General features: G+C 36.9%; 22 protein-coding genes. 2 read left to right on the top strand and 20 right to left on the bottom strand.

Going from position 1 to position 23,481, the window contains the following annotated elements:
• Positions 1-41: 41 nt before the first annotated feature.
• The 4 genes from LX80_RS03650 to LX80_RS03635 form a co-directional block, all read right to left on the bottom strand.
• Entirely contained in the window at positions 42-869 is an 828-nt protein-coding gene (locus tag LX80_RS03650) for an energy transducer TonB (RefSeq protein WP_111293703.1), read from the bottom strand.
• Between the two features lie 53 nt (positions 870-922).
• A complete protein-coding gene (locus LX80_RS03645) occupies positions 923-1,486 on the bottom strand; it encodes an ExbD/TolR family protein (protein WP_111293702.1) in 564 nt (187 codons plus the stop codon).
• A 36-nt stretch (positions 1,487-1,522) separates the two neighbouring features.
• Entirely contained in the window at positions 1,523-2,173 is a 651-nt protein-coding gene (locus LX80_RS03640) for an ExbD/TolR family protein (protein WP_111293701.1), read from the bottom strand.
• Between the two features lie 64 nt (positions 2,174-2,237).
• Positions 2,238-3,122, bottom strand: coding sequence for a MotA/TolQ/ExbB proton channel family protein (locus LX80_RS03635; protein WP_111293700.1), 885 nt, complete (start codon positions 3,120-3,122; stop codon positions 2,238-2,240).
• Positions 3,123-3,439: 317 nt separating this feature from the next.
• On the opposite strand from LX80_RS03635, the gene LX80_RS03630 reads away from it, so the two are divergent.
• Both LX80_RS03630 and LX80_RS03625 read left to right on the top strand, forming a co-directional pair.
• Positions 3,440-5,998, top strand: a complete 2,559-nt coding sequence (locus LX80_RS03630) for a zinc-dependent metalloprotease (RefSeq protein WP_111293699.1) — start codon at positions 3,440-3,442, stop codon at positions 5,996-5,998.
• Positions 5,999-6,117: 119 nt separating this feature from the next.
• Entirely contained in the window at positions 6,118-6,828 is a 711-nt protein-coding gene (locus LX80_RS03625) for a peptidase associated/transthyretin-like domain-containing protein (RefSeq protein WP_111293698.1), read from the top strand.
• Between the two features lie 22 nt (positions 6,829-6,850).
• Here the strand turns inward: LX80_RS03625 and LX80_RS03620 are convergent, their stop codons facing one another.
• From LX80_RS03620 to LX80_RS03545, 16 genes are all read right to left on the bottom strand, one after another.
• A complete protein-coding gene (locus tag LX80_RS03620; protein ID WP_111293697.1) occupies positions 6,851-8,119 on the bottom strand; it encodes an ABC transporter permease in 1,269 nt (422 codons plus the stop codon).
• 242 nt (positions 8,120-8,361) lie between these two features.
• Entirely contained in the window at positions 8,362-9,753 is a 1,392-nt protein-coding gene (locus LX80_RS03615) for an NADH-quinone oxidoreductase subunit N (RefSeq protein WP_111293696.1), read from the bottom strand.
• A 114-nt stretch (positions 9,754-9,867) separates the two neighbouring features.
• Positions 9,868-11,304 (bottom strand): complex I subunit 4 family protein, encoded by a 1,437-nt coding sequence (locus LX80_RS03610; protein WP_111293695.1) that lies wholly within the window; start codon positions 11,302-11,304, stop codon positions 9,868-9,870.
• Between the two features lie 24 nt (positions 11,305-11,328).
• Entirely contained in the window at positions 11,329-13,236 is a 1,908-nt protein-coding gene (gene nuoL, locus LX80_RS03605) for an NADH-quinone oxidoreductase subunit L (RefSeq protein WP_111293694.1), read from the bottom strand.
• A gap of 61 nt (positions 13,237-13,297) precedes the next feature.
• Positions 13,298-13,633 carry an NADH-quinone oxidoreductase subunit NuoK gene (gene nuoK / locus LX80_RS03600; protein WP_111293693.1) on the bottom strand — a complete coding sequence of 112 codons (336 nt, stop codon included), beginning with the start codon at positions 13,631-13,633 and terminating at the stop codon, positions 13,298-13,300.
• A 35-nt stretch (positions 13,634-13,668) separates the two neighbouring features.
• On the bottom strand, positions 13,669-14,172 hold the full coding sequence (locus LX80_RS03595) for an NADH-quinone oxidoreductase subunit J family protein (RefSeq protein ID WP_111293692.1): 504 nt from the start codon (positions 14,170-14,172) through the stop codon (positions 13,669-13,671).
• A gap of 62 nt (positions 14,173-14,234) precedes the next feature.
• Positions 14,235-14,768: an NADH-quinone oxidoreductase subunit NuoI gene (gene nuoI, locus LX80_RS03590; protein WP_111293691.1), complete on the bottom strand. Its 534-nt coding sequence runs from the start codon at positions 14,766-14,768 to the stop codon at positions 14,235-14,237.
• A 101-nt stretch (positions 14,769-14,869) separates the two neighbouring features.
• Complete coding sequence (gene nuoH / locus LX80_RS03585; protein WP_111293690.1) at positions 14,870-15,916, bottom strand: NADH-quinone oxidoreductase subunit NuoH; 1,047 nt, start codon at positions 15,914-15,916, stop codon at positions 14,870-14,872.
• Between the two features lie 19 nt (positions 15,917-15,935).
• Positions 15,936-17,036: a 2Fe-2S iron-sulfur cluster-binding protein gene (locus LX80_RS03580; RefSeq protein ID WP_111293689.1), complete on the bottom strand. Its 1,101-nt coding sequence runs from the start codon at positions 17,034-17,036 to the stop codon at positions 15,936-15,938.
• Between the two features lie 41 nt (positions 17,037-17,077).
• On the bottom strand, positions 17,078-18,436 hold the full coding sequence (gene nuoF / locus LX80_RS03575; protein WP_111293688.1) for an NADH-quinone oxidoreductase subunit NuoF: 1,359 nt from the start codon (positions 18,434-18,436) through the stop codon (positions 17,078-17,080).
• 34 nt (positions 18,437-18,470) lie between these two features.
• Positions 18,471-18,971, bottom strand: a complete 501-nt coding sequence (locus LX80_RS03570) for an NADH-quinone oxidoreductase subunit NuoE family protein (protein WP_211307691.1) — start codon at positions 18,969-18,971, stop codon at positions 18,471-18,473.
• A 25-nt stretch (positions 18,972-18,996) separates the two neighbouring features.
• Positions 18,997-20,238 (bottom strand): NADH-quinone oxidoreductase subunit D, encoded by a 1,242-nt coding sequence (locus tag LX80_RS03565; RefSeq protein WP_111293687.1) that lies wholly within the window; start codon positions 20,236-20,238, stop codon positions 18,997-18,999.
• A gap of 55 nt (positions 20,239-20,293) precedes the next feature.
• Positions 20,294-20,812, bottom strand: a complete 519-nt coding sequence (locus LX80_RS03560; RefSeq protein WP_111293686.1) for an NADH-quinone oxidoreductase subunit C — start codon at positions 20,810-20,812, stop codon at positions 20,294-20,296.
• A gap of 48 nt (positions 20,813-20,860) precedes the next feature.
• A complete protein-coding gene (locus tag LX80_RS03555) occupies positions 20,861-21,448 on the bottom strand; it encodes an NADH-quinone oxidoreductase subunit B (RefSeq protein ID WP_111293685.1) in 588 nt (195 codons plus the stop codon).
• Positions 21,449-21,583: 135 nt separating this feature from the next.
• Entirely contained in the window at positions 21,584-21,988 is a 405-nt protein-coding gene (locus tag LX80_RS03550) for an NADH-quinone oxidoreductase subunit A (RefSeq protein WP_111293684.1), read from the bottom strand.
• 270 nt (positions 21,989-22,258) lie between these two features.
• Positions 22,259-23,434 (bottom strand): esterase, encoded by a 1,176-nt coding sequence (locus LX80_RS03545; protein WP_111293683.1) that lies wholly within the window; start codon positions 23,432-23,434, stop codon positions 22,259-22,261.
• Between the last annotated feature and the right edge of the window lie 47 nt (positions 23,435-23,481).

Raw genomic sequence — 23,481 nt, 5'->3', positions numbered from 1 at the left:
GTATTTAATACAGGCTTTTAATTATTGCATTAGTTGAATATCTATTCATCAGCTACCTGGAAGGTAATGCTTTGACGCTGACGATAAATTACATTTCTACCGTTTTGAACAGCCGGCTTCCAGTTAGGGCTTTTTTTCAATACACGAATAGCTTCTTCCTTAGTACCATATCCCGGGTCATTTTCAGCTTTGATATCACTGATGGCACCGGTTTTATCAACTATAAAGCTTAATACTACAGTGTATTTGCCGGGAGGTGCACCATTGTCAACAGGAACACTGGCATTCAAGTTTCTTTCCAAAAACTTTTGCCAAGCTGCCATACCGCCGGGAAATTCGGCTTGTATTTGCACAACGGTAAAGATTTTATCATAATCTTCTTGTTGTTTGGGTGCTTCCACAACACCGGTTCCTTTGTTTTCAACAACAGGAGCAACGATACCCATATCTTTCGCACCTTCCTGATTAATGGTACCAATTTTAGTATCTTCCAATTTGGCAACTTCCGGAGGTGGTTCTTTTACTTCCTGGTCTTTTACAATTTTAGGAGGAGTAAATTTGGTAATCTCCACTTTTGGGGGTTCCACCTTTGGTGGTGGTGGTGGTGGCGGTGGTGGTGGTTCTTTAGGTTTTTCGGTAACATTAGCCAAAGAAACATCTTGCACAAATATTTGTGCTTTTGCTTTTTTGGTTGAATTCCCCAACACGGTAAGCAGTAAGAAAAGCGCAGTAAAAATAAGCATAACAATTATACCTGTAATTATTCGCTTATTATAGGTTTTGCGCAATTCATATGCTCCATATTCTTTGTTCCTGCCTTCAAACAGGATGTCAAGGAAATCAGCATTTAAAATTTGTTTTGCGTCCATGATAATTTACTTTAAAATGAGATGCGGTTAATAATTATTTTCACATCTTTTTTTTACTTACTTTGTGCTGCAGCCGCGGCCACTGATTTTTCAACCAGTTGTTCTTCTACCGGTGAAATATCAACTAAGGCATAACGTTTAATTACATTAATCGACATTTCATCTAAAACATCTACAACATTTTTGTAAGTACATTGGGGTGAAGGTTTAATTACAACCATTAAATCTTTTTCAGGTGTACTTGCTTTCTTTCTTAAAATTACTGCTCTTATACCATCATCACCATTACTATAATTAGCCGATTTAAAATTAGCTCCATTCGGTGCTAATTCGCCCTCATAATAAAAAACAGTATTGTCACCGCCTAATAATATGGTTAAGGCACCCGATTCTTTAATTTTATTTTGCTCATCCGGCTTATCGGCATCTTTAGGTAAAAAGAGCTTCATAGCCGTGGGTTGGCTCATAGTAGTAGTAAAAATGAAGAAAGTAATTAATAGAAACCCTAAGTCTACCATTGGCGTCAAGTCTACACGGGTAGACATTTTTTTCCCTTTTTTGACGCCCGGGCCTTTCTTATGTCCCCCGCCAGAGGACGAGGTATCCATTTCTGCCATATCAGGATAATTTTAATGTGTAAAAATTGGGTTTTCTTATTCTTCTGTTCTTTGTCCTTTTTGTGCTAATTTCCACAATTCACTACCTGTTGGTACTGCTTCCGGATTTGTAACCATTTCAAATTTCAACTGATCTGTTTTTTTGAAAGCATTAATTACGCCTTCAATAGAAGGATATTTTGCTTTATTATCCCCCTTCAACAACAGATTCATTTTTTTGCCTTGGTAAGCACTAACTGTGTAACGCATCCAATCTATCATTTCATTGGGGCCCTTTGTTGTATCAACAGGAATTCCGGGTAATAAATTGGCTTTTCTTTCTGCTTCCGGCATTGCCAAGAATGATTTTAGCTGACTAAAAGGAACACCGATAAATGGAGCATTTACGAATGCATTTACATCTATCCCTAAGTTTTTAGTAGTATTAATTTCGTTGGCAATTTCTTTTTTAATATCGGCATCTTCTACCGAGAAGAAAACTTTGCCATCTCTATCTACACTTACTAAAACTACATCTTTAGTTGGGGCAACTTTTGAAGCTACAGATTTTGGAGTTATAATTTCAATAGCTTCCGGTGGCTTAAATTTTGTTGCTAATATAAAGAATGTTAGCAGCAAAAAGGCCACATCGCACATTGCAGTCATGTCTACATTCGTGCTTTTTCGTGGTAATTTTGGTCTTGCCATTTTTCTAATTTTACATTATTTCACTAATGAGATACTGATTTCGAGTTTTTCCACAAACTTTTTTTTATTTATAGTTTGCAGCAAAACTTTGAGTTAACGTAAAACCAGATTCGTCAATACCATAAGTAATGCCGTCAATTTTGGTAGTGAAAATGTTATAGAAAATAATTGAGATTGCTGAAGTACCGATACCTAAAGCGGTATTAAACAAGGCCTCGGAAATACCTACTGAAAGCTCACGAGCAGCATCGCCACCGGCACCTTCTTCACCCAATGATGAGAACGCTTTAATCATACCTAATACAGTACCTAACAAACCTAACAAAGTTGCAACCGATGCAATTGTTGAAAGGAATACCAGGTTCTTTTCCAACATAGGTAATTCAAGAGCTGTAGCTTCTTCAATTTCTTTTTGTATGTTAAGAATTTTTTGTTCAGTATCTAATTCAGTGTTGGTAATCATTTCTTTATACCTGCGTAATCCGGCTTTCATTACATTACCAACTGATCCTTTTTGTTTATCGCATTCAGCTAATGCTTTATCAACATCTTTATTAGCTAAATGAAATTGTACTTTACGAATAAATTCAGGTACACTACCTGTTCCGGTTGACTTGGTAACAGTCAAAAATCTTTCAACCACAAAAGTTAATACGGTTAAAAAAGTACCAATTAATAAAGGTACAATAATTCCACCTTCATACATTTTAGCAATTGGTACAGTTGATTTGGGTCCTTTATGATTAGGCCAAAACCAGTGACTTGCATCGGGATCAGGTTGAGAAAAATGTTCGGGGGCACCTAAATAGAATCGCCAAAATAAATATCCAACAATTACACAAACTACAGGTGCAATCCATGAAATAGCATTTCCTTTTCTTTTAGGATGTTGAGCTGATGATGCTGGTTTAGCAGCAGTTGTTGAAGCTGTGGGTTTAATGTCCGCCATGGTTCAATTGTTTTTTGGTTTTTAAATTACAGTGTTAAAAAGATTTCACAATTCTACTGAAAATTATTTTGAAAAAACAAAACAATGTTTCAATTTTTTTTTTACGGGGCTGTAAAATAATTATTTTCATTAAAGTTGCAAATTAGTTTTTTTATAACATTTTACTTATGCCATTAAAAACGGCATTTTGCCCGATATTAGTGATGGTTTGGTCTATAAAATTACTCTTTTAAGCCGCTCATCAAAAATTATCAAAAAGCAATTTTTTTTCAATTGCTCTCTTTATCTTCATCCATTAAAATTTTAAATAACACTATATGAAGAAAACGTTAACCTTTTCCCTTATTCTATTGAGTGGAACTTGGTTGTTTGCCCAACAAAGGCCCGACACATCAAGTTTTCCCATGCTAAACGGAAGAGCAGGCATGCCTAACATGGCTGCAAAACCTGCTACAGGTCCTAAACCCTATAAAGAAGTTATTACCAACAAAGCTATTACACACAAAGGCTTATTTACCGTACATCAAGTAGAAGATAAATATTATTTTGAAATACCGGATTCTATTTTAGGACGTGAAATTTTAGCTGTTACGCGTTACAGTAAAACACCCGGTGGTGGAAGAAATTATGGTGGCGAATTGGTAAATCAACAAACCGTTGAATTTGATAAAGGCCCCGAACATAAAATATTTATGAAGGTTATTACCTTAATTAACTATGCCGATTCAACCAATGAAATATCAAAAGCAGTTAAAAATTCGAACCTTAACCCCATTGCAGCTGCTTTTCCCATTGCTGCATTCGGAAAAGATTCAACCTCTTCTGTAATTGATGTTACCGATTTCTTTAAAGGCGATAATCAGGCTGTAAGTTTAACTCCGGCAATTAAACGCAGGCTCAATCTTTCTATGTTAGCGGCCGATCGTTCTTATATTGAAAGCATCCACACTTATCCCATTAATACTGAAATACGAACTGTAAAAACTTACAGCTCAACACCTTCAGCAGCCGGTAATCCCTTTGGTGGTGCACCATCGCCAATGCCACAAAGTGAACCATTACCCGCAGCAATGGATGCAGGTGCAGTTACGATTGAATTAAATACTTCAATGCTATTGCTACCTAAAGTGCCAATGCATAAAAGATTATTTGATCCGCGTGTTGGTTTCTTTGCCGATGATTACACTGTTTATAGCGATAACCAACAGAAAGTTGATAACCAAGTGTTTGCTGTTCGCTGGCGTTTAGAACCTAAACCGGAAGACATGGAAAAATACAAACGTGGTGAACTGGTTGAACCTGCTAAACAAATTGTTTACTACATTGACCCGGCAACACCCAAACAATGGCGCCCTTACTTAATTGCAGGTGTAAACGATTGGCAAAAAGCCTTTGAAAAAGCAGGTTTTAAAAATGCTATTGTTGCCAAAGAATGGCCGGAAAACGATAGTACTATGAGTTTGGAAGATGCTCGCTATTCTGTTATCCGCTACTTTGCTTCTGATATTGAAAATGCTTATGGCCCAAATGTTCATGACCCTCGTAGCGGTGAAATTTTAGAAAGCCACATTGGATGGTATCACAATGTTATGAAATTGGTTCACGACTGGTACATGATTCAAACTGCAGCGGTAGATCCTAAAGCCAGAAAAATGAAATTTGATGATTCATTAATGGGCGAATTAATTCGTTTTGTTTCATCACACGAAGTTGGTCACACATTAGGCTTACGCCATAACATGGGTAGCAGCAGCAAAACGCCTGTTGAATTATTGCGTAACAAAGCATGGGTTGAAGCCAATGGCCATACTGCTTCAATTATGGACTATGCGCGCTTTAACTATGTTGCACAACCCGAAGATAATATCAGCGAAGCAGGATTATTCCCCCGCATTGGCGACTACGATAAATGGGCTATTCAATGGGGATATACTTATACAGGCATTAGTGACCCCAAAAAAGATGAACTGGTTACGAACAAATGGGCAGTAGATAGTCTTAAAAATCCTCGTTTATGGTTTGGTGGAGAAGGACGCAATGTTGACCCCCGTGCACAAACCGAAGATTTGGGCGATGACGCCGTTAAAGCCAGCAACTATGGCATTATGAACTTAAAAAGAATATTGGTACAATTACCGGTTTGGACTAAAGAAGAAGCCGATAAATACCAAAATTTAAGCGACATGTACCAACAATTGGTTGGTCAATTTGCTCGCTACATGGGGCATGTAACCAAAAATGTAGGTGGTATTGAAGAAACCTTTAAAAGTGTAGAACAAAAAGGCGATGTATATGCACCTACCCCTAAAGAAAAGCAGAAAGCAGCAGTTGCATTTTTAAATGCACAATTGTTCCAAACACCAACTTGGTTATTGGACAAAGAAATTTTAAATAAAATTTCTTACCCCACTGCCAATGAAGCAATACAAAACCTGCAAGTAAGCACTTTAAATAGTTTGTTAGATGCAGGTCGTTTATACCGCTTACAAACCAGTCGTAACCGCTTTGGCAACGGCACCTATGGTTTAGATGAAATGATGGATGATGTACAAAAAGGTATTTTCAGTGAAATATACAGCAATAAGCCCATTGATGCTTATCGCAGAAATCTGCAAAAAGCTTATGTTGCTAAATTAATTGAATTAATTGACCCCACTAAATCAAATGCTGCAAGTCTTACACCAACAGCACGTGGCTTCAATCTTTCAATTATCAATACAGCCAACACAGATGTACCATCTGTTGCCAGAGGTGAATTAAAATCTTTATTAGTAGCCGTTAATGCTGCAATACCGGCAACAAGCGATAAGTTAAGTAAGTACCACTTGCAGGACTTATCTGAAAGAATTAAAAAAGCTTTAGATCCTAAAAGCTAGTTTAGTTAGTTTAGTTTCATTGACAAAAAGAGTTGCCAAAAGCAACTCTTTTTTTATTTTTCTATACTCAGTAAAATAATTACATAGTACAATACCTTTGTAAACAACAATTAAGCCTCATGAAAAAAAACTTCTTATTAGTTTTATTAGCCATGCTTGTGCTGCAAAATTTAAACGCACAAAATTTTAAAGCAATCCTCAAAGACAGCCTGACTAAAGAGCCTGTGTACTTTGCCAGCATTACTAATTTAAACAATAAAAAAACAGTGCTATCAAATCAAAATGGCACCTTTTCTATTCCGGCAAAGCCGGGCGATATTCTTTCTATCGCTTCCATTAGTTATTCATTTGATACCATTAAAGTAACACCTGCACTATTACAGCAATCCGAATACGTTATTCACTTACATCCACTTTCTAACTTGCTTAATGAAGTAACCGTAAAAGCACATCCGGGTTACTCAGCTTACCAGATAGATAGCATTCGGCGAAGAAAAGATTTCTTTTCCACCACTACCGATTACACCATACCAACCGTATCAAATGGTAATTCAGGCGTAGGAATGGGGATTAATATTGATCACTTTTTTGGTCCCGACAAACGTAAACGTGAAGCAATTAAATTATTCAATCGTATGGAAGAGGAACATTACATTAACTACCGCTTTAACCCCACCGTTTTAAAACAATATGTAACGCTTCCGCCCGACTCACTTTTATTATTCATGGAAACCTATCGTCCAAGCTATAAATGGCTTAGACAACACCCATCGCGAGAAGATTTAATTTATTACATTAATGATAAACTAAAATTATTCTTGAAGCAATAATTAAAAAGCAAATACACTACCGTTATTCATAACGTAAGGCTACAATTGGATTTAAACGTGCTGCTTTAATAGCCGGATAAAGGCCTGCCGCAAATCCAACTAATGAACATATAATAATACCAATACTTACCCATATCCACGGTACAACAAATCCGGTTTTCAGGAAAATAGAAAATATATTCCCCACCAAAACACCTAAAATAATTCCAAACAATGCCCCCAATAAGCTTATAATCATGCTTTCAAATAAAAACTGTTGACGCACATTCTTACTTTTACCTCCAATTGCTTTTATAAGTCCCACTTCCCTGGTACGTTCATTCACTGATACCAGCATAATATTCATTAATCCAATAGCAGCACCAATTAACGTAATCATGCCAATAGCCGCCGCAGCTGCAGTAATGCTACTTAAAAAAGTAATAAACAATTCAGCAAACTTATCACTCTTTTCAATGGAAAAATTATCAGCATCCGTAGGTAATAATTTTCTAATACCTCTAAATTGCGCAGTTGCTTCGCCAATTGCAGGATCTAACATTGCAACATTATCAACCTTCACACCAATAAAATATGACGGTGATGCATTGGCTAACCTACGTGCACTGTTGTAGGAAGTAACCACAATATCATCTTGCCTTAATAAACCACTCGAACCTTTACTTTTTAAAACTCCTATCACTCTATAAGGAATGCCGCCTACTTTAATAATATGATCTAATGCTGTTTCAATATGGTCGCCAAATAATTTACTGGCCACATTGCTGCCTAAAATGCAAACATTGCGCCCACTTTGCACATCAAGACTGTTTAAATTCCTGCCTGCTTGCAGTGTAAAACCATTTACCATTAAATAATTTTCGTCGCCACCCCAAACCGTAACAACAGGATTGGTTTTTTTATTACCATAATAACACTCCACATTACCCGGACCACGCATATAAACACTTACTAATGATGGATAATGATATGTATTTTTAAAATAAACAGCATCCTCGCGTCGAATGGTTTTATCCAAGTTCGATATTTTAGTTTTAGCGCCACGAGCAGTTTTCTTTACACTTTCGCCCCTTCCAAAACTTATTCTCGATTCCTTATATTTAATAACAAATGCATTGGCACCCATTAACGAAAAACTTTCACGCAAGCTTTGGTTCATAGCCTGAATGGCCGTAATAATACCAATCAATGCCATAATGCCAAAAGCAATAATGGCAATGGTTATGCCTGAGCGAAGCTTATTGCCGCTTACATTTTTATAAGCTAAAGTAAATGAGTCGGTAATGGTCATGCTATATTTTTAAGCAAAAAATCTTTCTAAAGATAAGGGGGAAAGCATAACCATAAAGCACAAAAGGATAAACGCAGCAAAACATAAACAGGCGGCAGCAAAAGCAACCCCATTCATTTACTTTTTAACCTTTATTATGTTATCAGCTGCATCACATTGGGCATCGCCGGTTGTGTCACTCACTTGTACGTTCCGTTTTCATGGCAACACAAATAACGGCTGTACAAACAAATGCTTCAATACTAAAAGTAAAACCAGTTTAAAATAATGGTTGGGAAAATACCAATTAAAATAGTAATGGCTGCTAAAATAACCAGCATAAAACAAAAGCCCTTATTATAACTGCGTACTTCCGGATTACCTGTTTTAAAATACATAGCCTGAATAACCCTGAAATAGTAATACGCACTAATAGCAGCAAAAATTACCGCAACAATTACCAACCAAGTAACAGTACTACCGCCGTACTTAATTACCGATAACAGCATATAATACTTAGCAAAGAAACCGGCAGTAAGCGGTATACCCGTTAATGATAATAAGAAAATAGTATTGGTAGCCGCTAATAAAGGATGCTTTTTGGCCAAGCCATTATAACCGGCCAATGAAATATCTTCCATTTTCTCTAATACGGCAAAAATGCCAATAGTAGCAACTGAATATGCAACCGTATATATTAAAATACCTTCTTTTGCCATATCATTTTCAGCAAAAACGGCAAACAGCATAAAGCCGGCTTGCGCAATACTTGAATAAGCCATCATGCGTTTAACACTTTGCTGAAAAATAGCCGTAATGTTTCCTACTAATAAAGTAGCTATTATAACCAAAGGCAAAATAATTCTCCACGATAGTCCTAATTCAACATATTTATTATCAAACAAACGAATAAAAGCAATGAAACCCGCTGCTTTAATTATGGTTGCCATGAATGATGTGAACACACTGGGTGAGCCATCATAAACATCCGGTGTCCAAAAATGAAAAGGTGCTGCTGAAACTTTAAAAGCAATGGCAATGAACACCAATACCAAACCCAAAGGATCTAAAATTCCATACTCGTTTGATACTGCCGAAGGTTTCATGGCACTAATTTCAAAACCACCATGCGCACCATACATTAATGCAATACCCATTAATAAAATGCCGGTAGAAAAAGAACCCATTAAGAAATACTTTAATGAGGCTTCATTACTTTTTAAATTTCTTTTATCACCACCGGTAAGTATATACAGCGGAATAGACATAATTTCTATTCCTAAAAAAAGCAATAACAGTGAGTTATATGAAGTAATAATGGCAATTCCGGACAATGAGAAGAAAATTAGAGCAAAAAATTCTGCAGCATGTTTCCCTTCACCAATTTGTGTTACATCGGCGCCGCTTATAAGTATAAACAACAAAGTAGCAGCATAGGCCAGTGTATTAAAATAAAGCCCAAATTTTTGAAAGTTCAACATGCCATGTGTACCAATGTGAATACTTAAAATGCCGTACGTATCAAAAATATTGGCTAATAAAAGTATTATCAATGCAATGATAGCCACATTTCTAATGGCTTTTTTTTGCTGGGTAATAATGCCGGTAAACATCATTACAACACCACCTATAACCGAAAATATTATTGCGTTCATATCTTAAAATATAGTTATTCGCCCTTTTAATTAATTCCTTAATGTATTATTTATGTTATACAATTTTCAATTCAAAACACATACATGCACTATTCCAATCTGTATTGCCATTTTTTATTTAGCCAACAATGCATTAACAGTATCGTTGGTAAGGTGTATCATAGGTTCAGGATAAATACCAAAGAAGAAAATGACAATCACCAAAACCCATAATATTAAACGCACATTCAAACCGGCATCAATTGCATTATTAGTGGTGCTTACCAATTCTCCATAAAAAATTTTTTGCACTGTATTAAGTGTATAAACAGCAGTTAATATAATGGTAATTAAAGCAAAAATGGCAATAACAATATTGTATTGAAACAAGCCATTAAACATTAAAAACTCGCCTATAAAGCTATTGGTTAAGGGTAATGCAACATTAGCTAAAGCCATTATAACAAACAACAATGCCAATTCAGGTGCTTTTTGTGCCATACCCCCCATTTCACTTAATTTACGGGTACCAATTTGTTGTTCAATAGCATCGGCTACAATCCACAAGCCCAGCACAACAATACCGTGGTTAAACATTTGTACCATTACCCCATTCCATCCTGCCTGCTTTTGAGCAAAAATAGCAGCACACATTAAACCTATGTGGGCAATGGAAGAATAGGCAATTACGCGTTTAACATCATCTTGCCGTATTGCAATTAAGGAAGTGTACAACATGCCTATTACGGAAAGAATGATAATAAGCATTGAAAAATAATTTGTTGCTTGTGGAAATACCGGAACCAACCAACGTATGGTAGCGTACACACCCATTTTCACCATTAAAGCACTCAACAACATGGTAACGCCTGTTGACGCTTGTTCATAAGCGTCGGGTTGCCAGGTATGGAAAGGAAATATGGGCATTTTAATAGCAAATGCTATAAAAAATAACCAGAAAAAGAAATATTGTTGACTGGTTTTAAGATGCAAATGATAAAATGCATCGATTGAAAAAGAATGATTACCAGGTGTTTGAAAGTATAAGTAAAATATACCTATTAACATGAGTAAAGAACCTACGAAAGTGTACACAAAAAACTTAAACGTAGCTGCTACACGTTTTTCACCACCCCAATTAGAAGCCAAGAAATAAGCAGGTATTAAAGCTAATTCCCAGAAAAAGTAAAATACTAAAGCATCTGCTGCAACAAATACGCCCATCATGCCTGCCTGTGTTAGTAACATACCCGCATAAAAATTACCGGGCTTTGCATAATTGTTTTTATAAATAGCAACAAAAATTACAGGCAATCCAATAGCAGTTAATAAAGTAAGCATACTGCTCATGCCATCCATGTGTAAATTGAAGCTTGTACCTAAAGCAGGCATCCAAGGCCAATCTAAGGTTAAGGCATCGGCGTTGTTAAAAAAATAAATACCACTTAAAGAAATGGCTAATGTAATTAATGCAATTAATAACGACCAACTTTTGGCAGCTCTGTCTTCTTTTAATAAGAATGAAATTAGACCGCCAATTAATGGAACTAGTATTAGTAAAAAAGGAATCATAGCTAAATTTTGCCTGTGGCTTTTTTAAAATATTTTACTTAAATAGGTATAAATATATCCGTCGTTTATCCAAATTAAAACCAATACAATTATGGCCAACACCATAAACAAAATGTAACTACCCACTTGGCCACTTTGAACTAACCGTACCTGCCTTGATGAATATAAAATGAAACGGCCAACACCATTCACAATTCCATCAATACCGCTTTTTTCTATAATATTTTTAAAGAAACCGGCTAAAGCATTTAGTGGATTTACAATAACAGCATCATACAACTCATCAATATACCATTTATGTGCTAAAAAGCCGCCCAAACCCTGTGGTTCATTTAATTCGGGACGTTTGGTGAACTTACCTAAGGCAATTAAAATAGCTATTACAGCCACAGCCACAGAAACGACCATTAACAACCATTCAGTTGCATGAGGCATTTCAGCAATGGCTTCGGTAGTAATAACAGGTTGTAAAAAATGATGAAAAGCATTGGCATCGGGTATCATAACTGCAGGTATGCCAATCCATCCGCCAATTACACTTAAAATGGCTAATGCAATTAAAGGCAATGTAATAGCCGCAGGGCTTTCATGCAAATGATGTTCTTGATCATGTGTTCCTCTGAATGAACCTAAAAAAGTTGTAGCATACAGGCGGAACATATAAAATGCAGTTAATGCTGCACCTGCCACACCCAATACCCATAAAACAGGATTTTTAGCATAAGCTGCAGCCAAAATTTCATCTTTTGAAAAGAAACCACTGAAGGGTGGAATTCCCGAAATAGCTAAACAACCCAATAAAAAAGTGATGTGTGTAACGGGCATGTATTTGCGTAAGCCACCCATTTTACGGATATCTTGCTCATTACCCATGGCATGAATTACAGAACCTGCGCCTAAGAATAAAAGTGCTTTAAAGAAGGCATGTGTCATTACATGGAATACTGCGCCGTTGTATGCACCTACTCCTAAACCCAAAAACATATAACCTAACTGGCTAACAGTTGAATAAGCCAGAACTTTCTTAATATCGTTTTGTTTAATAGCTATAGTAGCCGCCAATAATACGGTTGCTATACCAATTATAGCAATTACATTTTCTGTAACTGCACTCATGCTGTATAATATGTTACTGCGAGCAATCATGTAAACACCGGCAGTTACCATGGTTGCAGCATGTATTAAAGCCGATACCGGGGTAGGACCAGCCATGGCATCGGGCAACCAAGTATATAAAGGTATTTGGGCACTTTTACCGGTAGCACCGATGAATAATAAAATGGTAATTCCGGTTACATCTACTGCACTTAAATTACCGGCCGCAGCAAATACGTTACCATAAGTTAAAGTACCTAATTTAGCTACCAACCAAAATATGCCTAATAAAAATCCAACATCGCCAATACGGTTCATAATAAAGGCTTTCTTGGCAGCATAGTTGTAATCAGTATTCTTAAACCAATACCCAATTAGTAAGTAAGAGCATAAACCTACACCTTCCCAACCTAAAAATAAAATAAGGTAGTTACCGCCCATTACCAATAAAAGCATGGAGAATACGAATAGGTTTAGGAAAGAAAAATAACGAGCAAAATGCGGAGTGCTTTCTTCATGCATGTAAGAAGTTGAATACACATGTATAAGAAAGCCAACACCTGTAATAATGAGCATGAATAAAACAGAAAGCGCATCCACCTGAAATGAAAACGGAATATTCAACCCTTTAATATCAATAAAGTTAAAATAGGTTTGAATAATTGGGCCATTGGCTTTCACTTGAAAAAACAATCCCAAACTAATTAAAAAAGCAATGAGAATAACCCCACAGCCTATTATACTAACTGCCTGTTTTGATAATGATTTGCGTAGCAGGCCATTGATTAAAAATCCGGCCAGTGGCAGTAATGGTACTAAGTAAACTAATTGGCTCATAATATTTATTTAAAGCATGGCTTACAACAAGGGTATAGCGTTGTGCTTATATTTGAATATTCTAATTTTTCAATCTGTTTAAAAAATTCACATCTACCGAATGTGCATTTCTATACATCATAACAATAATAGCCAACCCCACACTTACTTCTGCCGCAGCCACTACCATTACAAAAAATACAAAAATTTGACCATCCGTTCCTACGTTATTTACTTTATCAACAGCTGTTGCAACTGCATGGTGCATTTTTGAAAAAGCTACTAAAAGCAGATTTACTGCATTCAACATTAACTCTACACTCATGAAAATGATAATAGCATTTCGGCGAGTTAATACACCGGCAATACCAATGCAAAACAGTGCAAGACTTAAATAAATGTAATACTGTATGGGCATAACCTTTGTTGGTTGTTTAAATATAAAACTAAATACTAATCTTTTTTTCCTATTACTACCGCACCTACCATTGCACTTAAAAACAATATGCTGCTAATTTCAAATGGCACTACATAAGTATTGAATAATGCTTTTCCAAGGTTAGCAATTAAACCAATACCTCCTTCATTCATCATTGCTGTTTTAGCTTGCAATTCCGGTGCTTGTTTTATTAATGAAACTAAAATCATTAATAAGCATCCGGCTGAAATGGCACCGGCTAATTTCATCCAAATGTTCTTCTGTGGTTCAGTGTCTTTATTCAAATTCATTAACATAATTACAAATAGAAACAGAACCATGATGGCACCGGCATAAACAATTAAATTAACAATGGCAATGAATTGTGCATTCAATAAAATGTAATGACCTGAAATGGCAAAAAACACGGCCACCAACCAAAGCACACTATGCACAGGATTTTTGCTCAATAAAACCATTAAGGCACTTACCAATGCCATGGCACTTAAAATCCAGAATAATACTTGTATAACATTCATTGTGTTGGTTTTATTTTAAAGCGATAACATTTTTAAAGCTGACTACTAATTGGTAATGCAGCTTAGTTTAAACCTTTTGCTTTGGCATAAGCTTCGGGTTCAGTTACCGGATTGGGTATTAATAAATCTTTTTTACTGTATATGAAAGTACTTCTATTAAAATTAGCCGGAGCAAAAGTTTCGCTTAAATAGATTGCATCTTTGGGACAAGCTTCTTCACATAAGCCACAGAAAATACAACGCAACATATTTATTTCGTAACGAGCTGCATATTTTTCTTCGCGGTATAAATTTTCTTCGCCGGGTAGCCGTTCAGCTGCTTCCATGGTAATAGCTTCAGCAGGACAAGCCACTGCACATAAGCCACAGGCAGTACAACGTTCTCTTCCCTGCTCATCTCTGTTTAAAACATGTAATCCTCTGAATACCGGACTGAAGGGACGCTTTTGTTCGGGATATTGTATGGTTGGTTTTTTCTTAAAAATATGACTGAAAGTGATTAACATTCCCTTGAAAATATTTACTAGGTATATTCTTTCCCAGAATGTCATCGGTGCTCTGTTAACCGCTTGTGCTCTATTGGTGAGTGCTTGCATGATTTTACCGATGTTTAAAGTTTTGCAAAATTATTTTTATTGTTAGTAGTATCCAAGTTTATCATTAGTTATTCAGGCTTTATAGCCAATTTTATACCGGCTTATTTTCCAAACCACAATATGAACAATCCCGTAATAATCATATTAAACAATGCCAAGGGTACCAGTGATTTCCAACCCAAGTTCATTAACTGATCATACCTAAACCGTGGAATTGTCCAGCGTACCCACATGAAGAAGAAAATGAAAATGACTACTTTAATTAATAGTGCAATAATTCCTACAATAGCTGCAACATTGGGTGATAAAAGACTTTCATTTAAAAAAGGAACATCATAACCGCCAAAATAAAGTGTTGCCATTACCACACTGCTGATAAACATGTTTACATACTCTGAAAACAGGTAAAAACCTAATTTCATGGATGAGTACTCCTGGTGATAACCGAAGTTTAATTCATTTTCAGCTTCTGCTAAATCAAAAGGTGTTCTGTTACATTCTGCAAAAGCACAAATTAAAAATATAAGAAAGCCGAGTGGTTGATATACAATATTCCACCAATGACCCGGTGCCATTTGCTGTTTTACAATTTCACCTAATTGCAAAGTGCCTGTAGTCATTAATAATGCTATTAAACTTAACCCCATGGCCAATTCATAACTAATGGCTTGTGATGCACCACGTAATGCAGCCATTAATGAGAACTTGTTATTAGAAGCCCAACCACCAATCATTATTCCATATACGCCTAAGCTTACAACGGCAAAAATGTACAAAATACCAATGTTTACATCGGCAATTTGTAAAGGAATTACACGCCCAAACAAATGCACATCGCTACTCCAAGGTATTACTGCACTGGTCATTAATGCAGCAGTCATTGCAAGGAAGGGGCCTAAAATGAACAATATTTTGTTGGATGTATTCGGTATTATTTCTTCCTTCATAATTAATTTCAAACCATCGGCAAAGGGTTGAAATAAACCGAATGGACCTGCCCGATTGGGACCTGGTCTGTCTTGTAAAGCAGCTGCCACTTTTCTTTCTGCAAAGGTGGTGTACAATGCTATTCCCAAACTTGCAAAAATTACAATAGCAATTAGAATCAGTTTTTCCAAAAATAATATCCAGTCTATACTTAATAACATATAAAAGATGATTGAAGTGTTATTGGTTAAAATCGGTTGAATGCGCCGGCCGTTCTAACTGGCTTAAATGTATGTTGGGTTTGTTTACTTCACTCACCGAATGAATATCCATTAATAATTTTGGATTTCTTCCTTTCATGATTTTTGGGAATGTTTCGGTAGGTTTCACTAATCCAACATATTTATTTTGTGAAATAACGGAATGGCGATTTACGTTGGTAGGCCCTTCAATAATCCAGTCAGCTAAATTTTTCTTTTCAAAACGGCATTCATTACAAATCCATCCGGTTTTACCATTAGAGGCTTCTTTAATTTCGCCCCATTCATCTTTACGAGCGGTAACTCTGAATACTTCATCACCTCTTAACCAAAGTTGTACTTCACCACAACATTTATCGCAATGACGATGTGCATTTACGGGCTTTGTAAACCATACCCTGTTTTTAAAACGAAATGTTTTATCGGTTAATGCACCAACCGGGCAAACATCAATAACGTTACCGATAAATTCGTTGTGTAAGTTTTTTTGAATGAATGTAGCAATTTGTGCATGATCGCCACGGTCTAATACCCCATGCTCTCTTTTTGGGGAAAGCTGATCGGCAGTAAATACGCAGCGATAACACAAAATACAACGCGTCATGTGCAATTGAATATAATCACCTAAATCAACCTTCTTAAAAGTTCTTTTTTGGAACTCGTAACGACTGCCTTGTTTACCGTGTTCATAGCTTAGGTCTTGCAAATGACATTCACCTGCCTGGTCGCAAATAGGGCAATCTAAAGGATGATTCAATAATAAAAATTCTACTACCCCGGCTCTTGCTTCCAACACACGTGGTGATGTAATGTTTTTTACTTCCATACCATCCATAACCGTAGTACGGCAAGAGGCTACCAATTTAGGCATTGGTCGGGGATCTTTTTCAGACCCTTTACTTACTTCTACTAAACAAGTACGGCATTTACCGCCACTACCTTGTAATTTACTGTAGTAACACATGGCTGGTGGTGTAACATCACCGCCAATTTTACGGGCTGCCTGCAAAATGGTGGTTCCGGCCGGCACTTCTACCGTAATATTATCAATTGTTACTTTTAATAGAATTTCGTCTGACATATTTAAAATTTCAAATATTCAATATTTATTTCCTGTTTGCATTAAGCACCGGCAGGTACTTGAAGTGGATCGGCATAGTGGGCCAATCCAAAATTTCGTACCTGAGCTTCGTGCGGGTGCAACACGTGCCATTCAAACTCATCGCGGAAATGACGTATTGCAGCAGCTACGGGCCAAGCAGCAGCATCACCTAAGGGGCAAATGGTGTTACCTTCAATTTTGCTTTGGATTTCCCACAACAAATCAATGTCACTCATTTTCCCTTCCCCTTTATCTAAGCGCAACAACAGTTTTTCCATCCAACCGGTTCCTTCGCGGCAAGGTGAACATTGTCCGCAACTTTCATGGCGATAAAAGCGAGCTAAGGTATAAGTATGTTTTACAATGCACTGATCTTCATCTAACACAATAAAACCGCCGCTTCCCATCATACTTCCGGTTGCAAAACCGCCATCACTTAAACTTTCGTAGTTCATGTAACGGGTTTCACCTTTAGCCGTTTTCAATAACAAATTGGCAGGCAAAATAGGTACAGAAGAACCACCGGGAATACAAGCTTTTAAGCGTTTCCCATTTTTAATACCACCGCAATATTCATCGCTGTATATGAATTCTTCAACACTAATAGTCATATCTATTTCATATACACCCGGTTTATTAATGTTGCCGCAGGCAGAAATTAGTTTGGTACCGGTGGAACGACCAACCCCAATTTTGGCATATTCTTCGCCGCCCATATTGATAATGGGCACTACGGCTGCTAATGATTCTACATTATTCACAACCGTTGGCCTTTCCCACAAACCTTTTACGGCAGGAAAAGGAGGCTTAATTCGAGGGTTGCCTCGCTTGCCTTCCAGCGATTCCAATAATGCGGTTTCTTCACCACATATGTAAGCACCGGCTCCTCTTTGAACGTGTATATTACAATCAAAACCTGAACCTAAAATATTTTTTCCTAACCAACCATTTTGATGGGCTTCAGCAATTGCTTTTTCTAAAATATCTACAATCCAAGCATATTCACCCCGAATATAGATATAGGTATCGTTGGAACCCAATGCGTATGATGAAACAATTAAGCCTTCAATTAAAAGGTGTGGAATGTGTTCCATTAAGTAGCGGTCTTTAAATGTACCGGGTTCACTTTCATCGGCATTACAAACCAAATGGCGAGGTACGCCTTCCGGTTTAGCAATAAAGCTCCATTTCATACCGGTAGGAAAACCGGCACCGCCACGTCCCCTTAAACCGCTTTTTTTTACTTCCTCAACAACAGCTTCGGGAGTCATGGTTTTCAGTGCTTTTTCAACTGATTGATAACCACCTTCGCGTCTGTAAACATCATAGTTTTTGATGCCTTCAACATGCGCTTTTGCTAATAATAATTTTACGCCCATTGGTAATTACTAATAATGTGAATGAATGATTCCATTAATTGTTTCGTGCAGCATTGTTTCTGCATTCTTCAATAATGGCATCTACTTTTTCTTTGGTTAAATGTTCGCGATAATGTTTACCCAGCTGCATCATAGGGGCATAACCACATGCACCCAAGCACTCAACTGTTTTTAAAGTAAACATCCCATCAGGTGTGGTTTCGCCTACATTAATGCCTAACTTTTCTTTTATATATGCTATAATATCATCGCTACCATTTAACATACACGGCCCGGTTTGGCAAACCTCAAACATATACTTTCCTACCGGTTGCGTATTAAACATGCTGTAAAAAGTAGCTACTTCATAAACTTCAATAGGTTCTAAGTGTAGCAAGTTTGCAACATAATCCATCGTTTCAACACTTAGCCAACCACCGAAACTTTCCTGCGCCAAATGCAACACCGGTAACAGTGCACTTTTTTGTTTTCCTTCCGGATAACGTTTTACCAGTCGGTTAAATTCTTGCATTTGCTGTTCTGAAAATTGTACCACTACGATATAATTTTATGGTTAAAATTTATGCGTCTAATTCGCCTGCAATCAGGTTTAAACTACTCATGGTTATAATAGCATCACTTAACATGCTACCTTTTGTAAGTTCGCTGTAAGCCTGATAATAAATGAAGCTTGGGCGCCTAAAATGTAGGCGATATGGTGTTCTTCCTCCATCGCTAATTAAATAAAACCCTAATTCACCGTTCGCTCCTTCTACACTATGATATACCTCGCCTTTAGGAATTTCAGTTTCGCCCATAATTATTTTGAAATGCCATATTAATTGCTCCATTTTGGTGTACACATCTTTTTTCTCGGGCAAATAATAAGCAGGTGCGTCAGCATGGTAAACTTCTGCTTCAGCGCCTTTAAATTCCTGTACTTTTCTATAGGCTTGCTCAATTAAACTTAAGCTTTGCCACATTTCCGCATTTCGAACCAAAAAGCGGTCATAATTGTCGCCGGTACTGCCTACCGGTACCGTAAATTCAAAATCTTCGTAACTGCTATATGGATTGTGCACCCGCACATCGTAATCAACCCCGGCTGCACGCAAATTAGGACCGGTAAATCCATAATTCAAAGCACGTTCAGCACTAATACCGCCGGTATTTTTTAAGCGATCCATGAAAATGCGGTTGCGTGTAAACAAGTTTTCAAATTCTTTTAAAACCTTAGGATATTCACGCAAAAATTTTTCTAGTTTTTGAAAAGCGGTATCGGAAAAATTACGTTCAAAGCCACCAATACGACCAATGTTAGTAGTTAGCCGCGAACCACAAACTTCTTCATAAATTTCATAAATCAGTTCACGATATTGCATTACATATAAGAAACCGGTGTAAGCACCACTATCAACCCCAACAATAGAATTACAAATTAAGTGGTCAGAAATACGCGCCAATTCCATGATGATAATGCGTAAATAATCAACCCTTTTGGGAGTTTTTACCCCCAATAATTTTTCACAGGTCATATGCCAACCCATATTATTGAGTGGGCTGCTGCAATAATTTAACCTATCGGTAATAGGGGTAATTTGGTAAAGCGGTCTGCGTTCTGCTAATTTTTCGAAAGCACGATGAATATAACCTACTGTTTGTTCGGCAGAAACAATTCTTTCACCGTCTAACTCAAGAATATTTTGAAACACACCATGCGTTGCGGGGTGAGTAGGCCCCAAATTAAGAGTGGTGGTTAATTTTTCAATGGAACCATCGGGTAATTTAACGTGATGTGGTTGCATTTCTTTTGTTTCCAACATAATATATCAATTAAATTGAAGAAGCAATTTTTTCAAACTGCATTTTCAATTGGATTTAAAATATTGAACCTCCGCGGCCAAACATAGCATCATCTTTATCAATACGCGTTTGGTCTTCTAATGGATATTCTTTTCTTAATGGGAAATAATCCATTTCATCGGCATTTAAAACACGTTTTAAATTTGGGTGGCCAATAAAGTTTACACCAAAAAAATCATAAGTTTCTCTTTCCATCCAATTGGCCGCTTCAAACAATTTGGTTGCCGTAAAAATATCGGGTTGTTGTATGTCGGTAAAAATTTTATAACGAACCCTAATGTTTTCGCGTAAATTATGCAACAAGTAAACGACTGCCAATTCCTGACCTTTATTGTCGGGATAATGTACTGCACATAAATCGGTTAAAAAAGTAAACTGCAAGTTTTCATTTTCATACAAAAACTGCAGTACTTTTAAATTCATTTCTTTTGGCGATTGAAAAGTCAGCAACCCAAAAGGCGATTCAAAATTATATACCTGGTCGCCGAACTTTTCGGTTAATTGCTGTTGAATTATTTCGTTGGTTAATGCCATAATTAATTGTTTCTTTTACTAACGTGCCGTGCAATAATGAATGGAATATTATTGAATACCGTAACTTTCTAATAAAGCTGCATATTGAGGGCTATTACGGCGACGAATGCTTTCTTTTCCCACCAACTCTTGTATTTTCATGAACCCATCTAATATAGCTTCCGGGCGAGGAGGGCAACCCGGAACATATACATCAACCGGAATAATTTGATCGATACCCTGCAAAACACTATAGGTATCAAAAATACCCCCACTGCTGGCACAAGCACCAACGCTCAAAACCCAGCGAGGCTCGGCCATTTGCAAATAAACCTGCTTAACAACAGGTGCCATTTTCTTGGCAATGGTTCCCATTACCATTAATAAATCGCATTGACGAGGCGAGAAACCCACACGTTCGGCACCGAAACGGGCTAAATCGTAATGGGCACCCATTGTAGCCATAAATTCAATACCACAACAAGAAGTTGCAAAGGGCAAAGGCCATATGGAATTTTTGCGTGCTAACCCTACAACATCACTTAATTTGGTTGTGAAGAAGCCTTGTCCACTATAGCCTTCCGGCGCTTCAGTCATTAAAATAGATTTGTTGGGCTCACCTTGTTTTGGATGAATATTAAAACGTACCGGACGCATACCTAAAAAATTAAATTATTAACTAAATAAAGACGAAAACATTGGGTTTTTCGTCATTTTGTCGAAACTCGAGATATTCTCAAATTCCATTAATATAACATTTCAACTTGTGTTCAGTTGAAACAGCCATTATAATTAATCCTCCCACTGAAGGGCACCTTTTTTTATAATGTAAATAAAGCCGATTAAGAACAAAACCACAAATAGCACTATTTCCCAAAAACCTGCCCAGCCTAAAAATTTAAAGTTTACAGCATAAGGATAGAAAAAAATAACCTCTACATCGAACAAAACGAATAAAATGGCAATTAAAAAATATTTAACAGCCATGGGTTGACGGGCATTGCCATGACTGGCTATACCACTGGAAAAGTTTTCTAACTTATCACTTGTTTTACGTTTAGGGCCTACCAAAGCACTCAAACCTATCATGGTAGCTACAAAACCAATAGCAAAAATAATTTGAACACCTATGGGAAAGTAGTTTTCAGCTGTATTGTTGAGCTGATTAATTTGGAGAAGCGTGTATAAACCTGTCATAACCTTCTAAAATGTGGTGCAAAAATACGATAGTCTATTTAATACCTTCATTATTCTTTTGCAGTTTTTATAATATTCAGCTATTTATAAGCTTAGCATTAGAAAGAAAGGGCAAATGTTGGTAGGAAACTTATTTTGCCAACATTTGCCCTGAATGCAGGTACACTGAAACGGAAAAGAATTGCATTATAAAAGCAACACCTTAATTTCAATAACGGCCAAAACTTAGCTTTGGATATTAAAGTGTTGCTTTCATCGGTGAAGCACCCATTACTTGAACAATTTTTGAGCAAACACCAGCAAATAATCACGCCAATTGGTCCATGTATGGCCACCGCTACTTTCCATATACTCATATTTCATACCCATGCCATCAAGTTTTTTCCGGTATTCTTCCACATTTTTATATAAGAAATCATCTTTACCAATAGCAATCCAGTATAATTTATACCCATTGTGCATTTGTTGCTGCAATTTTTGATCTATATCTTGATATACCGGGGTAACTGCTGCTTGCTCAGACTTTACATTTAACGCGGGTGAGAATAACCCAATATAGTCAAAAGTATTGGGATAGTAGCGAGAAATAAAAGCAGTATGGAAACCGCCCATTGACAATCCTGCTATTGCCCTGTTTTCTTTATTTGCCTTTACCCTATAATTACTTTCAACAAATTTCATGATATCGGGAAAGGTCTCCTCAAATTTTCCATCCATAGTATGCGGCAACATAAAAGAAGGTTTTACCATGCCTTCACTTCCTTCGCCGGGAGCAGCTTCCTGAGAAACATTTCCATTGGGCATTACAACAATCATTGGTACTGCTTTTTTCTGCGCTATTAGGTTGTCCATAATTTCTGCAGTTCTTCCTAAGCCACCCCAAGCATCTTCATCACCACCAATACCATGTAATAAATACAAAACAGGGTATTTTTCATTACTGTTTTCATACCCGGGGGGAGTATATATGGTTATTCTTCGTGTCATTTTATTTCCGGGCGATGGGTACCAAGGATGGCTAACAGTTCCATGCGGTACTTCATTTACCATAAAATCATTGCCTTTTCCGCCGCCTACAATAAAAAAGCTGAAAATATTGGCTACATCACGCAAAACATAGGCATTGTTAGGATCAATACATCTTACACCATCAACACTAAAGGTGTAACTATATAAATCAGATGGCAGAACAGGCGAAGTATATGTCCACATTCCGCTATCACCTTTTACCAAAGGCGCCGGGGTTCGCATATAACCTTGCATAGGAAGCCAATCGCCTGTAATTGTAATTGTTTTTGCCTCAGGTGCTAATAGGCGAAAAGTAACTGTATGATTAGCATTCATTTCCGGAGAAATAATGTTGGAAGTGCGAAAAATATTTTGTTGTGACCAACTTGCCTCAATTGTTAAAATGAAAAGTGCAGTAAACAATAAGTATTTTTTCATATAAAAAATATTAATACAATAAATGTACACGATTTTTATAAGGTTCA

The sequence above is a fragment of the Hydrotalea sandarakina genome (assembly GCF_003254115.1).
In the GTDB taxonomy this organism is placed as follows: domain Bacteria; phylum Bacteroidota; class Bacteroidia; order Chitinophagales; family Chitinophagaceae; genus Hydrotalea; species Hydrotalea sandarakina.
This window is presented reverse-complemented; position numbering and strand designations above follow the sequence as displayed.